This is a genomic window from Streptomyces sp. NPDC020362 (assembly GCF_040642095.1).
In the GTDB taxonomy this organism is placed as follows: Bacteria; Actinomycetota; Actinomycetes; order Streptomycetales; family Streptomycetaceae; genus Streptomyces.
Map to the genome: position 1 here is coordinate 1 of NZ_JBFAET010000221.1, position 13700 is coordinate 13700.

The 13700-nt window shown below is 69.6% G+C and carries 12 protein-coding genes and 1 pseudogene; 5 read left to right on the plus strand and 8 right to left on the minus strand.

Annotation, left to right across the window (positions count from 1 at the left end; all coding sequences use genetic code 11):
* Positions 1-113 precede the first annotated feature (113 nt).
* Positions 114-425, minus strand: coding sequence for a hypothetical protein (locus AB0H32_RS41165; protein WP_361132416.1), 312 nt, complete (start codon positions 423-425; stop codon positions 114-116).
* Positions 426-817: 392 nt separating this feature from the next.
* Here AB0H32_RS41165 and AB0H32_RS41170 point away from each other — a divergent pair, with 392 nt between their 5' ends.
* A complete protein-coding gene (locus AB0H32_RS41170; protein ID WP_361132419.1) occupies positions 818-1162 on the plus strand; it encodes a Tn3 family transposase in 345 nt (114 codons plus the stop codon).
* Positions 1163-1269: 107 nt separating this feature from the next.
* Here the strand turns inward: AB0H32_RS41170 and AB0H32_RS41175 are convergent, their stop codons facing one another.
* Positions 1270-3342 (minus strand): ATP-dependent DNA helicase, encoded by a 2073-nt coding sequence (locus AB0H32_RS41175; protein WP_361132444.1) that lies wholly within the window; start codon positions 3340-3342, stop codon positions 1270-1272.
* A 723-nt stretch (positions 3343-4065) separates the two neighbouring features.
* Here AB0H32_RS41175 and AB0H32_RS41180 point away from each other — a divergent pair.
* The 3 genes from AB0H32_RS41180 (at position 4066) to AB0H32_RS41190 (ending at position 6531) form a co-directional block, all read left to right on the plus strand.
* Positions 4066-4986 carry a recombinase family protein gene (locus tag AB0H32_RS41180; protein ID WP_361132422.1) on the plus strand — a complete coding sequence of 307 codons (921 nt, stop codon included), beginning with the start codon at positions 4066-4068 and terminating at the stop codon, positions 4984-4986.
* An 81-nt stretch (positions 4987-5067) separates the two neighbouring features.
* Positions 5068-6009, plus strand: coding sequence for a recombinase family protein (locus tag AB0H32_RS41185; protein WP_361132425.1), 942 nt, complete (start codon positions 5068-5070; stop codon positions 6007-6009).
* Between the two features lie 168 nt (positions 6010-6177).
* On the plus strand, positions 6178-6531 hold the full coding sequence (locus tag AB0H32_RS41190) for a hypothetical protein (protein ID WP_361132428.1): 354 nt from the start codon (positions 6178-6180) through the stop codon (positions 6529-6531).
* 185 nt (positions 6532-6716) lie between these two features.
* On the opposite strand, the gene AB0H32_RS41195 is transcribed toward AB0H32_RS41190, so the two are convergent.
* The 5 genes and pseudogenes from AB0H32_RS41195 to AB0H32_RS41215 all read right to left on the minus strand — a co-directional run bounded on the left by AB0H32_RS41195 (position 6717) and on the right by AB0H32_RS41215 (position 12326).
* Entirely contained in the window at positions 6717-7766 is a 1050-nt protein-coding gene (locus AB0H32_RS41195) for an integrase (RefSeq protein ID WP_361132431.1), read from the minus strand.
* 140 nt (positions 7767-7906) lie between these two features.
* Positions 7907-8797, minus strand: a complete 891-nt coding sequence (locus AB0H32_RS41200; protein ID WP_361132434.1) for a sigma-70 family RNA polymerase sigma factor — start codon at positions 8795-8797, stop codon at positions 7907-7909.
* A gap of 868 nt (positions 8798-9665) precedes the next feature.
* Positions 9666-10304, minus strand: coding sequence for an HAD family phosphatase (locus AB0H32_RS41205; RefSeq protein ID WP_361132437.1), 639 nt, complete (start codon positions 10302-10304; stop codon positions 9666-9668).
* 167 nt (positions 10305-10471) lie between these two features.
* A pseudogene (locus AB0H32_RS41210) lies at positions 10472-10561 on the minus strand (ankyrin repeat domain-containing protein); the annotation flags it as partial.
* A gap of 292 nt (positions 10562-10853) precedes the next feature.
* On the minus strand, positions 10854-12326 hold the full coding sequence (locus AB0H32_RS41215) for a sialidase family protein (RefSeq protein WP_361132440.1): 1473 nt from the start codon (positions 12324-12326) through the stop codon (positions 10854-10856).
* A gap of 269 nt (positions 12327-12595) precedes the next feature.
* Here AB0H32_RS41215 and AB0H32_RS41220 point away from each other — a divergent pair, with 269 nt between their 5' ends.
* The gene (locus tag AB0H32_RS41220; protein ID WP_361132442.1) at positions 12596-12928 is read left to right on the plus strand and encodes a hypothetical protein; all 333 of its coding nucleotides are present in this window, start codon (positions 12596-12598) and stop codon (positions 12926-12928) included.
* A gap of 233 nt (positions 12929-13161) precedes the next feature.
* Here the strand turns inward: AB0H32_RS41220 and AB0H32_RS41225 are convergent, their stop codons facing one another.
* Positions 13162-13368 carry a hypothetical protein gene (locus AB0H32_RS41225; protein WP_266584361.1) on the minus strand — a complete coding sequence of 69 codons (207 nt, stop codon included), beginning with the start codon at positions 13366-13368 and terminating at the stop codon, positions 13162-13164.
* Positions 13369-13700: the final 332 nt, after the last annotated feature.

A 13700-nucleotide genomic window follows, 5' to 3' on the forward strand; every position in this document is an offset into this window, starting at 1 on the left:
TCTTTTTTTGTCCCGGTCCGAGGTGGGCTGTTGGGTTGGGTCCACGGTACGGGGGCGGGGGGGGGGTGCCTGTGGATTTGGTTCGGCCCCCCTGCCTGCGGGACGCGGCGTGGTCAGTCGGCGTTCTCGTGCGGCTCAAGCAGCGCGAAGTACGTCTGGCGCTGCTGCTCGGTCAGCTTGCCGTCCAGCGAGAGCGCCAAGCGCAGCGCGCGCAGCGTGTCCGCCGGCGTCGCGTCCCACGTCGTGTGGGCCTGACGCTGGATCTCGCCGATGGTGGAGTACGCGGCGCCGGGAAAGTAACGGACGTACCAGTCGAGCATCTTGGCCACCGAGGGCGTCAGGTTGAAGTACCACCAGGACCTCTTGCCCCGCTTCTTGGCCTCGTCGGCGAACAGCTCGACGGACTCGGCGAAGTCCTGCAGCACCGCACCCTGCACAACCCGCCCCAGGTGCTGGGTGGGGATGATCCGGTCGAGGCTGGTGGCGACGGACCCAGGCGAGTGCGTTCGCGACCTCGGCGACGGACTCCTCGTTGCTCTGGCGCAGCACCCACCGCTTGCGCACGTCGGGCCGGTCCCACAGCGTGCGGCGGAAGTCGGTGGCGAACCGGTCGCGCACCTCGGCCGCGCCGGGCGAGAGGTTGTCGCGGTCGTCGGCGGACATGGCGGCCCCGACGCCCTCGTAGGAGCGCCGGCGGGCCTCCACCCAGTCCTGCGCCACCGCCCGCGCCCACTGGTCGCGGCCGCCGACGGTGGCTTGCGGAAGGGGCACCTCGCTGTTGCCGCGCGAGATGTAGGCGCGCAGCGTGGAGGCGGTGATGCCGCCCAGCTCGGCCATCTCCGGCGCCCCGATCAGCTGCGCCGCGGTCAGCTCGGGGCTGGAGACGTCGTTCAACTCTCTGCTCACGAATGCGGTGATCTTCCACAATGCCCTGGACATCTCCGAGATCGTCCGCCAGCTGCTGGAAGAGGAATGGGAGATCGATCCTGAGGACCTGGCCCATATCTCGCCGTACCTGACCGAGCACATCAAACGGTTCGGCGAGTACAGCACGCACGAACTCGGCATCGAACCCGACGCGTACGACCCGAAGCTCGACGTCGACTTCACCCTGCTGCGCGAAGGGGATCTGAACGTCGTCGGCTTGGACCAGGCCGCGTGATGCCGGGTGCGGCCACGAGCGGTGAGGCGGCGAGCAGCCCCGTGCGCGTGGACCGGTGTCTGTACCGCGCCGGGTGCGCCCGCGGCGACGACGCGGGCGCCGAGTCGTCAGGCGAGCTGGACGGTGATGGTGCAGAGGCGCTTGGTGGCCCGGGTCAGGGCTACGTACAAGTCCCTTTCCCCACCGGGGCGGGCCGTGATGATTTCCTCGGGGTTCATGACGACGACCCCGTCGAATTCCAGGCCGCGTGCTTCGGACGCCGGCACGATGCGTGCGTGGTGAGCGATGCCCTGGGCCGTCAGCTCGCTCACCCTGGTGTCCGCGCAGATCACTCCCAGAAGCTCGCCCGGGTGCGCGGTGCTGTGGGCGCGGAGCTCCTGAACGACGGCGGTGACCAACCCGTCCGGAGGTGTGGTCACGGTGCGAGGGCTCTCACCGCTTCGCAGTGACCGTGTGGGCTTCTGGTCCGGAGCGATCCGCGTGAGCAGATCCCGGACGCTCTCCAGGATCTCCTGCGTGGTGCGGTAGCTGACGGTCAGGTTGTGCAGTTTGAACCGCGGTCCGACGTGGGGGCTCAGTGCTTCCTTCCAGTCGCGTGCTGTCGCGACCGGGCCTGCCTGGGCGAAGTCACCCACCAGCGTCATCGCCCTTGCCGGGCAGCGGCGGACGATCATCCGCCACTGCATGGCAGTCAGTTCCTGCGCCTCGTCGACGACGACGTGCCCGTACGTCCGCTCGGGGGGGCCGTCGACCAGGCTCGCCGCCTCGTCCAGCAACGGCACATCGGCATCGGTCCACGGGTCGTCCTGACCGCGCAGCAGAAGGGACCGCTCCTGCGCGGTCAGGCGGGGCAGGCGCTCGGCGAGAGCGCCGGCGTTCGTCAGGAGCGCCTTCACGAGGTCACCGGGTACCAGCCGCGGCCACAACACCTCGACCGCTCGGTCGACGCCGGCGTCGTCGAGGAGATCGGCTCGGATGGCGTCCAGGTCCAGCTCGTGGACCGGACCTGAGTCGGCCGCACCTTCGGCACGGCGCTGGGCGACTCCCGTGAACCGGTCGAGGTTGATGCCCGTCATCCTTTCGGCATCGGCGTCGATCTGCTCCAGGAGGTCGCCCATGTCTCGTTGCATCGCGTCGGTGACGGCGTCGACCAAGAGCTCTTTGAACACCTGGCGCGCGGGGTTGTGCCCCGGTGCGGCTGCCACGGCGGCGTCGCGTGCCGTGGCGACTTCCTCGCCGGACAGGTGAACCAGTTCCTGTCCGACCCGCACGGTGAAGTCACCGGCGGGGGCTTGGTGGACGCGCAGCAGGCCGGCCAAGGCGTCGGCGAGGTCGGAGCTGCCCTTGAGACGCGCCGTATCGAACGGGTCCACCGTGTCCGTGGACACTCCGGCCAGTTCCCGGCAGGTCGCCAGAACGACGTCGTTCTCTCCGAGCGAGGGAAGGACCTGGGAGATGTAGTCGAGGAACCGGGCGTTCGGTCCCACCACCAGGACACCCTCCTCCGCGGCGCGCGGGAACGCGTACAGGACATAGGCCGCCCGGTGCAGTGCGACCACCGTCTTGCCGGTGCCGGGCCCGCCCTGCACCACGGTCACCCCGCGGTGGGCGGAGCGGACGATCTCGTCCTGCTCGGCCTGCAGCGTCGCGACGGCCGCGTGCATCCTGCCCGTACGCCGTGCCGACAGAGCCTCGGTCAACGGGCCGTCCCCCACGACGTCCTCGTCGGTCGGGGCGGTCCCGTCCAGCAGTTCGTCGCTCACCGAGATGACCGTGCGCTCCTCGAGGCGCAGGTGCCGACGCCGCCGCAGGTCCATCGGGTGAACCGGTGTCGCCTCGTAGAAGGGCCGCGCCGCGTTCGCGCGCCAGTCCACGAGCAGAGGCAGGTCATGCTCCTCCGTATGCAGTCCGATCCGCCCGATGCGCAGGGCCGTGCCATCCGTCCAGTCGATGCGCCCGAAGACCAGCCCCTTTTCGGCGCCCTCCAGCCGGCCGATTTCCTTGGCCAGACGCTCGGCGGCGATTTCTCTCTCGTATGCCTCACCGGCGCTGTCCGCCGGGGCGTTCAGCACACTCGCTCGGTGTACTCGCGCCTCGGAAAGCCGCTCGGTGAGCAACTCATATAAGGAGGACACATAATCCTGCTCCGATTCAACCGCACGCACAGCCGGATCATTCATTTTCGACAACAGGGGGCTCCTTCGATTCGAGCCACACCATACGGTCAAAGTCCCCTAAAGGTAAGTCTTGACTTACCTGGTGAAGCTATGCCCCTTGGGCTGAATCCATGACGGCTGACCGTATGGCGTATCATGCATTCCGCCGTTCCGTATATCGCTAATTGCGCTCCCGATGCCCGCCTGCCTTATGGGCGAGCCCGCCCTTGGATGCCGGCGATGTTTTGCCGCGCTCGGGAAAAGGGGGAAGATCCGGCGAGGCGACCGGCGCCATCGAGCTCACTGCCAGGGGGCATCTGGTCGCTTCGTCTGGCGACCCGACCGAGGGGACGAGCACAGAATGGTTTAAGCCCTCGGCCGGTCCACCACTGCCCGCCCCGTGCCGACGGCCCCATCTGAGGACCGCAGCACCACGCCGCCGTCGGTCGCGGCCGACCCAGAGAACGGATCGGTGAACTCTCACCCCGTTCGGCGCCGCGACGCCCGGCGGCAGGCTCGTCCGCGCCCGGACCATCCAACCCGGCCCCGCCCAACCTGGATCCGCCGATCTTCGGCCTCCGCGTCTTTGATGTCGTCAAAGGAACGAATGACACAGGCGCGGCGGGCGTCCAATGAACCCGGGCTTTCCGGGGCCCGGCGGCGCCGGTCCAATCAGATCCGATGACGGCTGATGACAGGGTTTGCTGACAGCTGGGGTCGAATGCGACCACCACAACGGGGAGCGGCATGGCCAACCTGGTCTACAGGCGGGTGTCGACCGACCAGCAGTCGACCGACCGCCAGAACCTGGTGCTGGACGAGGCCGGGATCGAGGCCCCGGTTGTCTTCGAGGAGCAGGCCGGGATCTCCAGCCGCCTTCACCCGCTGGAGCGGCAGAAGTTCGGCGAGCTGCTCGCGTACGCGCGGCCGGGCGACGCTGTGCACGTCTCCGAGATGTTCCGCCTGGTGCGCGGCACCGGGCACATCCTCGACGCGCTCGACGTCCTGCACGGCGACCGCCTCGCCCTGCGCATCCACGATGGCGCGTTCTCCGTGATGGACCTCACCGCCCGCCACCCGCGTACCGGCGAGCTGCTGTCCACCGTGAAATTCATGGTGCAGACCCTCGCCGCCGCCGGCGAACTCCAGCGCGACCTCCAGCGCGAACGGACCTACGACGGGCTGCGGGCCGCCGAGGCCAAGGGCAACAAGGGCGGGCGCCGCCCCGCCGTCCCAGCCATGAAGGCCGACGACGTGCGCACCGCGTACCTGGAGGGCCGCTCCATCGCCGCCTTCGCCCGCGACCATGACGGCAGCCGCGGCGCCATCCGTACCGCCGTCGCGGACCTCCTGCCCGAGTACACGGCCGTCGATCCGGGCGCCCCGGCCCCGGAACTGGCGGTCGCCCTCGACATGCCGGGCAAGGTCGACGACTTCCTCCGCGCCGCCGAACTGGAGCCCGCCGAGCGCGCCGCTCTCGACCAGGGCATCACCGTACGACGCGGCCAGGGCTACACCCTGCGCGTCACCGCCGTCCTCGCGGTCCACCGGCGACTCCTCGACCCCTGCCAGGTCCTCGACGGCACCGCGGCGCTCCCGGCCCAGCGCAAGGCCCGCCGCGAGTACGAGAACCGCGTCAACGCACTCCCGGCTGCCAGCCTGAGTTGAGCTGACCGACCACCACACCGGCCAAGATCAAGAACTGGCGGCTTTTGGGCTTCCCTCGGCGCTACCCCATCCCTGCCCACGGTGGGGTGCCGAGCCCGGCTCGCCGGCCGCTCGCACGGCGGCGCGGTCGCCGGCACGTATCACACCGGCCGGTTCACGAAGGTGCCCCGGCTCGCGAAGCTGCTGCGGGTGCCGACCCCCGCCGACCGGGGACCGGGACAGCCGTGGCGGCCCGGCACCCCGCCCCCGGCCCCGGCCCCGGCCCCGATCGACCCCGATACCCCGACCGCCGACATCCGCATCGGCTACGCCCGCCGCTCGACGCTCGGTCAGGAACTCGACTCCCAGCTGGACGCGCTCAGCAAGCACGGCATCCCCAGGGACAAGGTCTTCAGCGAGAAGAACAGCACCCGGGTGCGGGTCCGCCCGCAGTTCGAGGCGGCGCTCGCCGCGGCGCGCGGGATCAAGGCTCACGCCCCGCACTGCCGGGTCGTCTTCACCGTGTACGAGATGAAGCGGCTGGGCCGTGACGCCGCCGAGATCACCGCACTCGCCGACCACCTCACCGCCCACGGCCTGGTCCTGGAGATGGTCGCCGGGCCCCTGCCCGGGATGTACGACCCCAGCGGGCCCGGGCGGCTGCTGTTCGCCTTCTTCGCCGCTATGGCCGAGACCGAGCGGGAGAACATCCGCGAGTCCACCCTCGAAGGACTCGATGCCGCCGCCCGCAAGGGCAAACACGGCGGCCGACCGCCGGTCATCAACGACGACATGCTCCACACCGTGCTCCGCCGCCGCGCGGGCGGCGAGTCCGTCGAGCAGATCCAGCCCGACCTGATCATCCCCACCGGCAAGCGCAAGGGGCAGAACCCGTCCGTCGCCAGCATCTATCGAGCGCTCGCCGCACACGCCAAGCGCGAGGCGTGCCCCGAAGCCGTAGAGGCAGCCCACGCCGACTTCGCCGTCCTGAGCGCAGAGGTTCCCGAGCCACGGTCTGATGCGAACGCCCCAGCACCACGTTGAGCTAGTTGTCCCCTCGCCGTAGCTATACGAGCGCAGGGCCTACAACAGAGAGCCACGGACTACGGGAGGGAACATACGTGACCAACAGCCTGACGCAGGAGCACGGCCAGCCTCATCAGGGGGTGGGTCTTCAAATTCGGTGAGTGGATCCGGGCAGTGGACCCGGTCATGAACAGGCCAGAAGAGGATGTCGAAGCAGCGATCAAGGCTGCCGGATACCGCAGCTGGACGGGGGTGGGCACGTTGTACGTGGTCCCGTTGATGCCTACGGTCTGGTCGCGGCCTGAGGAGCCGTCGTTCCTGTTCGACCTGGAAGGGTCGGATCATTCGGAGTGGTTATGCGCCGAGACGCTGCCCGATGCGCTTGCGCTGCTGAATCAGCTGGCCCCCACGCTTCAGGCGCTTACCCTCACGGACCAGATCGCGCAGGCTGGGCCCAAGACCATGTCCGTCCTCGCCGACGTCCTCGACAAGCTGCACGACCGCCGCCGCGACCGGGGTGGCCGCATCATCGGAGACTGACGCACCGCACGTTGCCGGGTGCCGGCCGCACCTCGCACCGAGGGCCGACTGGCACCCGGCCTACCTCCCCTGCCGTACTGGCCAGCGCCCTCGGCGAGCTTGATCGTTCTCAGCACCAACGGCTGCGCGCACGCGGGTGACTGGTGGTCCGCCGTGGCTGTTACCCGTCGTGCTGATCAAGTCGTTCACAGCACGCCGAGCGGGGCGTTGTCCTCCCACTGGTCGACGACTTCGAGGTAGCCGGCGAGCACCTTGGAGTGCGGGGCCCATCCGCCCTGCTTGGCGATGACGATCTGGTCGTGGCCCTTCAGGCGGGAGGAGGTGGCGAGGCCGCGCCGGGGGCTGTGGCCGGTGAAGCGGATCTCGATCCCGGCGCGCTGGCCGGCGCGGGTGATGACGTCGCCGATGGACTCGGGCTGCAGTCCGCCCTTCATGACGGTGTGCCAGCGGTTGTGCAGGCGCCGCCAGGCGTAGCCGTCGGGGTCGTCCAGGCCGGCGGCCTCCTTCCAGGCCTGCCATGCGCGGACGGGGCAGATCGAGGGGCGGGAGCCGTAGGGGACCGGGACGGTGCGGGGGCGGACCTTGGAGACGCGCAGGTCGGCCTGGATGCCGGCGGGGGTCTCGGCGTAGTCGCGGACGCGGTTGAAGGCGAGTTCGTGCTCGCGGCCGGCGACGGCGAAGTGCATGAGGACCAGGGCGCGGTCGCGGATGCCGGTGAGGTTGTCCGGGCAGGCGGCGCTGATCGCCACGAGGTGGTCGACCAGTAGCGGCGGGGCCTGGCCGCGGCCGCGGGTCTCGCCGTTGGCCTCCATCTCCTTGACCAGCTGCTTGAGCCGGTTGCGGGCGAGGCGGGCGATGCCGTCCTCCAGCTTCAGGTTGTGGTCGGCGCGGGCGGAGGCCACGGTGCCGGAGATCCGGCGTTCGATGGTCGACGGAGCGGTGAAGGTGCCCTTCTTCCATCCGGGCTGGGTCCACAGCCACTCCACGAACATCACCAGGGTGCCGGGGGTGAGGGCGAGCGGGGGAACGCCACTGTCGGCGCAGAACCTGCCCCAGCTCGCCCAGTCCTGGGCGTAGCCCCTGCGGGTCCGCTCCGGGCGGGCGTCGGCGACGGCGCGCACCGCCTGGTGGTCGATGTGGTCGAGCGCGGCCCGGGTCGCGGCGTCGTACGCCTCGGGCCGGGCCGGCGGCGCCGGGGTGACGACCGCTTCGACCGCCTTCTGACTGTCTGCCATGAGTCGTCCTGTTCGGCGGAGATGAGCCCTCTACTGGACTCCGGACATGGGGAAGTTATCCGGGATCCATGATGCGGAACGGCCGGAGAACGAAAGGCGGTCACCAAGGAGGTCCGCAACGGCTCAGACCTCCTTGGTGATCACATGACGGGCCCTGCGGGTCCGCCCGGCATGGGCCCTCCGCCCACGTAGTGGTCATGCGGCGAGTACTCGGACGCGGCCGAAGGGCTGGGGTCCGGGCCAGCCCGCCCCTGCGGTTCCTCCAACAACCTTGCGAAGCGGGACCTAAGAAGACGCCATACTCGGTCCCTCACGGGCGCCAACAGCCTCCGGAGCCTCACAACACCGAGCATCACAACGGCAGTTACCGCCAAGGAACCGGCCACCGCCAGGCCGATGAACGACCCCTGCGCCAGCAGCGTCTCCAGCCCGCCACCGGCGGCAGGCTGGACGAACCAGGTGCCGGACCGCAGCCACTGCGTGGCGCAGCCGACCAGCGCGACGGCCAGCGCGCCCAGGGCCAGCTTCAGCGTGGCGACCGCCCGGGACGTGTGGGTGGCCACCGTGCCTGGGCTCTTGTCCATGGCCCGGGCCGTCTCCGCCTGGGTGAGCCCCAGCACCTTGGTGCAGAACACCGCCGTGCGCTGCTGCGCGGGCAGCGCGCTCAGCGCGGCCGACAGGTCCAGGCGCAGGTCGGCCGTGCCGCAGGGATCGACCGCGGGACCGGTGGCCTCCAGCTGAACGTCCGCATCCCTGGATCCGTAGGCCTGTCCGCAGCGGTAGCGCTGCGTCGCATGCCAGGCCTCGTTCTTGATGACGGTGAAGACGTACGGGCGCAGCTTCCCGATCGACTTGCTGCGGGTCAGGACGCTTAAGAGGGCGTTCTGCACCACGTCCTCGGCGTCCACCCACGCCAGCGGGACGTCGAAGGCCCTCAGCCGCCTACGGGCATAGCCGACCAACTGCCCGTACCGCTCGACGACCAGCGCCGCCACCGCCTCGGCGTGCGGTGCCGCCTGTTGTTCAGTCATGTCGCCCCCGCCTCGCGCCGCGGCGCTCACCGGCCCTGCAGCCCGCCTCCCGCCTGGCCCGCACCAGCTCGGCCTTCCCCGCCACCCGGATGCGGAAGGCGATGCTCTGCAACACGCTGCTCAAACCCGGCGCAAGTATGACCACCAGGAACGCAACGATGCCAACGCCGGTACCGTCCACCGGAAACCCCCTCCAGTCTGCGGCCTTGAGCGCCTCACCGTGAAGCAGCGGCCGTACGCACCCTGACAGTCGCTTCGCCGCCGGATTCTTGACACGACGACCAAGATTCTTTGCGCAGCTGCCGCCGGAAGGGCCGGCCGGGGGGCCACACCCGTACCGGTCATGGCCGTGTCGGTCTGCAGGCCGGGGCGGATCCACGAGCCAAACTGGAACAGATTTGCGGATCGGCGCCTGCGCGCCCACGGTGGTCGGCGTCCCAGTGCGCTCGTAACCGCTGGACCAACGACAGCGCCCTCCCCCTTATCCACCCCGGGGGGAGGGCGCTGCGTGCGTGTGGGTGCGGCTCGTCGGGGGCTACGGCTGTGGAGCCTCCCCGTACGGGTCGGCTCGGCCGCCGGCGCCAAGGGGCCGCCGCAGGGCTGTGGATGTCGCCGGGTGAACCCCGAGCACCCCACGGGCCCGCAGCTCGTCAAGGTCGGGAAGGTGAACTTCGGGCAGGGAGCCGAGCAGGTCGGCCTGGACGGCGCGAATCTGCGCGGAAGCCTGGGGACCAGGGCCAAGGGTTCGGCGGGCTGTCACGCGGTCATCATAGGGCGGTGCTCCAGCTGCTCTTCGCCCACGCAGGAGCGGGCTGACCAACCGCTCCACCGCCTGGCCGGCAACCGCTGAAGGCCGGCCAGGCCGACGTCATCCGAGCGGGACAGTCCCTGCAACCCGGGGACCAGCGTCCAGATGAGCTGCGATGCGCGTAATCGTCCGGGCGTTGTCCTCGAACAGATGCGCCTGCATGCCCGCCGCCTGGGCAGCCTCGACGTTTACTGCGAAATCGTCGATGAACAGACAGCTCTCCGGCCGCACTTCCAGGCTGGCGCATGCGGCCTCGAAGGCACGTGGGTCCGGCTTCTCGATGCCGATCTCGTGCGAGTAGACGATCTGCTCGACCAGTTCGTCGAAGTGGTACAGCGACGTCTCCCGCTCTCGGGCGCCGACGAAGCTGTTGCTCAGGATGCCCAGCCTGCAGCTCCCTCGCAGCCCTTGCACATAAGCGATGAGTTCCTCGTTCGGCTTTCCCAGGTACTCCGCCCAGAGATCAGCCATGAAGGCCTCAACCTGGGGCGCGTCGAGCCCCAAGCGTGCTGCCACCTGCTCGTGAACCTCTCGTTCACTGATGCTCCCGACGCTCCCGGCTTGCCACACATCGCGCATCCGCTGATGCACAGTGCCGAGCGGCAACTCCAGCCGCTCTTCCCATCGCTGCACCCATCCGGTTTCCGGCGTGATCTCCAGCACGCCGCCGATATCGAGTATGACGCAGGTCACCGTCACTCGAACTCCCCCTCTTCGTCCTGACCGGCTGTCGAGCGCACACAGCTCGCTCGTGTGATCTACGGAGACACTGTCGTCCTTCCCTCTGGGGCAAGGTCAAGTGATCTTGAAACCTCGTGGCAGCCCTGTTGCGAGCCGCCGACACGACTCGGCTGCATCGGCAGGTGCGGATCGGAGCCAGCGGCCAGCAATTGGGCCAGGGCCTCTGCATCCTCCTGCTCGACCGCTTGATGCGCGGGTGTCCAGTAGTCGCTCACCAAAACATTCAGCCGTCCCCACAGCTCGCCTGCCAGCGACCATCTACGCCATCAGCCACCAATTGAGTTGTCGTCCTACTCTGTTCCTCCCAGTTCCTCTCACCCCTGTCCCGCTTCTGACCAGCATTCCGGTCAGTCACGGACCAAACCGCGTTCACGCGCCCCCAGAGCAGCAGGACCGCCCCGCCGGGCGGGACGCGGCCAAACCTCCCCGCCCAACGTGGTCACGGAGTGGGTCCGAGGCCTGTCCGCAGCCGTCGGCGGTCGGGCCGGGCGACGGCGTCCGCGTCGGTCAGCGGGTGCGGAGACTGCTGGTGTAGACGTCCGTACGGTTCTGTGGTGCGCCGGAGTGGGTCTCGGTGAGCACCGCCCGTACTCGCTTGCCGTCTGCCACCAGGCCTTGGTAGTCGCCGAGGAAGTAGCCCCCGGCGAACGGCGCCTGCAGCCAGTCGAAGACCCGCGAGATCCGTCGTTCGGTCCGGAGCTTCGGGTTTCCGTGCTGCAGCGTGGCCAGTTGGTAGGCGGTGGGCAGGGTGGTGGTGTTGCCGGGCTTGAGGAAGCGCAGGTCGTAGTAAGTGAGCGCGACCGTGCCCCGCTCGGCGACCGCGATCGACGGTGAGAAGGCCGGAACGCCCTTGGGGCTGATCAGCTCCGGGGTCCCCCAGGTGCGTCCGCCGTCGGTGGACCGCACAAGCTGGACGGAGTCGAACTTTCCACCGGAGAAGTCCGAGCCCTCGTAGGCCATGTACAGCGTGCCTGTCTTGGGGGCAACGGCCGGGCTCGGCAGGGTGGCCGCGGCGCGCAGCAGTTTGGTGGGGTCGTTCGGGTCGACCTCCGGTACGGAGGTGTCCCGGGCCACGGTGACCGGGGCGTTCCAGGTCTCTCCGGCGTCGGTCGAGGTGACCACCTCGTAGCGGGCTTCGACGACGGTGCTCAGGTCGTCGGAGAAGGTGATCCGGTCGAAGAAGTCGTACAGGGTGCCGGTGCGCCGGTCGGCGACGATCAGATGGCCGATGGTCTGGGTGTTGGGCACCGTGCTGGTGTCGACGAACGGCCGGGCCCTGCTCCAGGTACGGCCGCCGTCGCGGGTGAGGGAGATGTAGCCGGGACCGTCGAGGGAGCTGGGGCCGGGTGGGTCGCTGTCGAGGCGGTTCCAGACCTGGTAGGCGGTGCCCTTGCGGATCGGGTCGGCGGTGAGTGAGGGCTTGTCGTTGAAGAACGGCTGCTCGTCGACGTGCGTGGTGGTGAGGTTCTGCCAAGTGCGGCCGCCGTCGCGCGACGTGACTGCCAGGAGGGCGCTGCGCGTGCTCTTCGTGAAGTCGACGCCCTCCCCGCCGGCGTAGACCGTGCCGTCCGGTCCGGTGCTCACCCAGGGGTCGGAGGCCCGTTCGTAGTCCGCGCCGCCGGGGGCGCACAGGCTGAACGGCAGCGTGCTCCGGTGGAAGGTGTGGCCGTCCGTGGTCCAGCCGGCCGCCAGGCCACGGGCGCCGCCGTCGTTCCAGCGGTCCTGCTGGAACACGGTGACCACGCGCTTGGGGTCGCGCGGATCGACGGACAGGTACGGCTCGACCTCGGTGGCCGGGTAGACGATGCTGTCGGGGGACCTCGCTCCGATGGTGCACTTCGCGTACGGGTCGCCGTGGGACACCTTGACCAGTGGTGTGCCGTCGGGGTTCCGGTCTGCTGCGGCGGGAGTCGCGCCGGTGACCGTGGCGAACAGGAGCGCGGCGGTGGTGACGGCGGTCAGGGGCAAGAAGACGCGCATGCGGGATTTCCTCCGGGCCTGTCGGCCGGGCTACGGGACCGCCGTCATCGGGGCGGCCTGGGGGCGCGGAGGCGTACCGGAACGCGAGGGTGGGGCGACTCCGCTTGGTCCTTTTCGGCGTTGCAGCCGGTGCCCTTGATGGGCCGAACGACGGAGTCATCCCCGGGGTCGTCGAGGGGACATGGCGGAGCCGACCGGCGGGTGCACCGTGCCGGTCGGCTCCTTGGTCGTGCTGTTACGGCGCCGTCTCGTAGGTCCCGGAGAGGGCCGTGGGCCGCGTGCCGGTTGGCGATGCCGGCGGGGTCGGCCTTGACTCAGACGGGTTGGAGCGCGATGACCTGCTGGACCTCTTCCACGGTGGGGAGGTGGCAGGGCGTCGGCAAAACCTCAATGCGGACAGCGGCGCGATCATCGCCCGCGCCAGAAGGAAGACTTCATCACCGTCGGCACATCCAGGCTCGCTCGAGGCCGGCAGGACTGCTCGTTCTTCTGCGCCTGTTCAAGACCTGCCGAGTGTCAGCAACGCTCGTGATCAATACAGCTGGGAAATCCGAAATCAATACAGCCAGGAAATGCGAACGACCTCGTCGGTCACTGTATGACGACATGGCCGAGGCCGTTCAAGACAGCGGCGAGCGCGGTGTTCAGGACGGCGCGGACCGTTTCGAAGCGGTGACGGCCTTGGCTTCGAGACGGTCGGCGTCCATCATCGCGAGTGCCGCGGTGTCCCGACGGGCGCGGGCGATCCACCCAACGGTGGACCGGGGGCCGTCACCCCATACGCACCGCGCCGGGTGCACCGGCCGGACTGGTTGCCCAGCCGTGCGCCGACCGGTCAAGTGATCGCCTGCGTGGTCCCGTCAGGCAGCGCGCAGGCGTAGCCGGCGTAGGGGCGTGAAACGATCTGTCCGCCGGCGGCCGTGCAGTCGTCTCTGGAGATGTTCGGAGACGAGGCGGCCCCGGCGCTGACAGCGCCGACGGCGCTCACGCCGGCAAGGGTTGCCGCGGCCAGGGCGAGGCCCAGGATTCTTCGCATGCGCATGACCTCCTCCTCTCAGGCGCCTTCGTTCGGCCTTCGGGAAGGACAAGTCTCAAGACGACGGCGCCCTCTTACTCAGCATGAGCGCTCCGCATGAGGCCCGCGAGGTGAGGCTGGGCGCCGCGCCCGGGCGGTGACTGCCCGGCCCCGGAGAGGCATGACGTCACCGACCTCGACCGGCCGCATCGGTACGCCGCGTGCGCGTCGGTAGGAGCGGGGCGACGTCGATGTCCTTGGCGTCGAGACTGCCCGCCGGAGCCGCGTTGTGTCCGGGCAGGCCGGGGGTTGAGGAGGAGACGGGCCGTACCTGCCTCCGACCGGTGCCGGCGGGCGGC

Coding starts and splice junctions, on each gene's coding strand:
- AB0H32_RS41180 (WP_361132422.1), top strand. CDS start 4,066: ATGGCCAACCTGGTCTACAGGCGGGTGTCGACCGACCAGCAGTCGACC.
- AB0H32_RS41175 (WP_361132444.1), bottom strand. CDS start 3,342: ATGAATGATCCGGCTGTGCGTGCGGTTGAATCGGAGCAGGATTATGTG.
- AB0H32_RS41195 (WP_361132431.1), bottom strand. CDS start 7,766: ATGGCAGACAGTCAGAAGGCGGTCGAAGCGGTCGTCACCCCGGCGCCG.
- AB0H32_RS41200 (WP_361132434.1), bottom strand. CDS start 8,797: ATGACTGAACAACAGGCGGCACCGCACGCCGAGGCGGTGGCGGCGCTG.
- AB0H32_RS41170 (WP_361132419.1), top strand. CDS start 818: ATGCCGCCCAGCTCGGCCATCTCCGGCGCCCCGATCAGCTGCGCCGCG.
- AB0H32_RS41225 (WP_266584361.1), bottom strand. CDS start 13,368: ATGCGCATGCGAAGAATCCTGGGCCTCGCCCTGGCCGCGGCAACCCTT.
- AB0H32_RS41190 (WP_361132428.1), top strand. CDS start 6,178: ATGAACAGGCCAGAAGAGGATGTCGAAGCAGCGATCAAGGCTGCCGGA.
- AB0H32_RS41215 (WP_361132440.1), bottom strand. CDS start 12,326: ATGCGCGTCTTCTTGCCCCTGACCGCCGTCACCACCGCCGCGCTCCTG.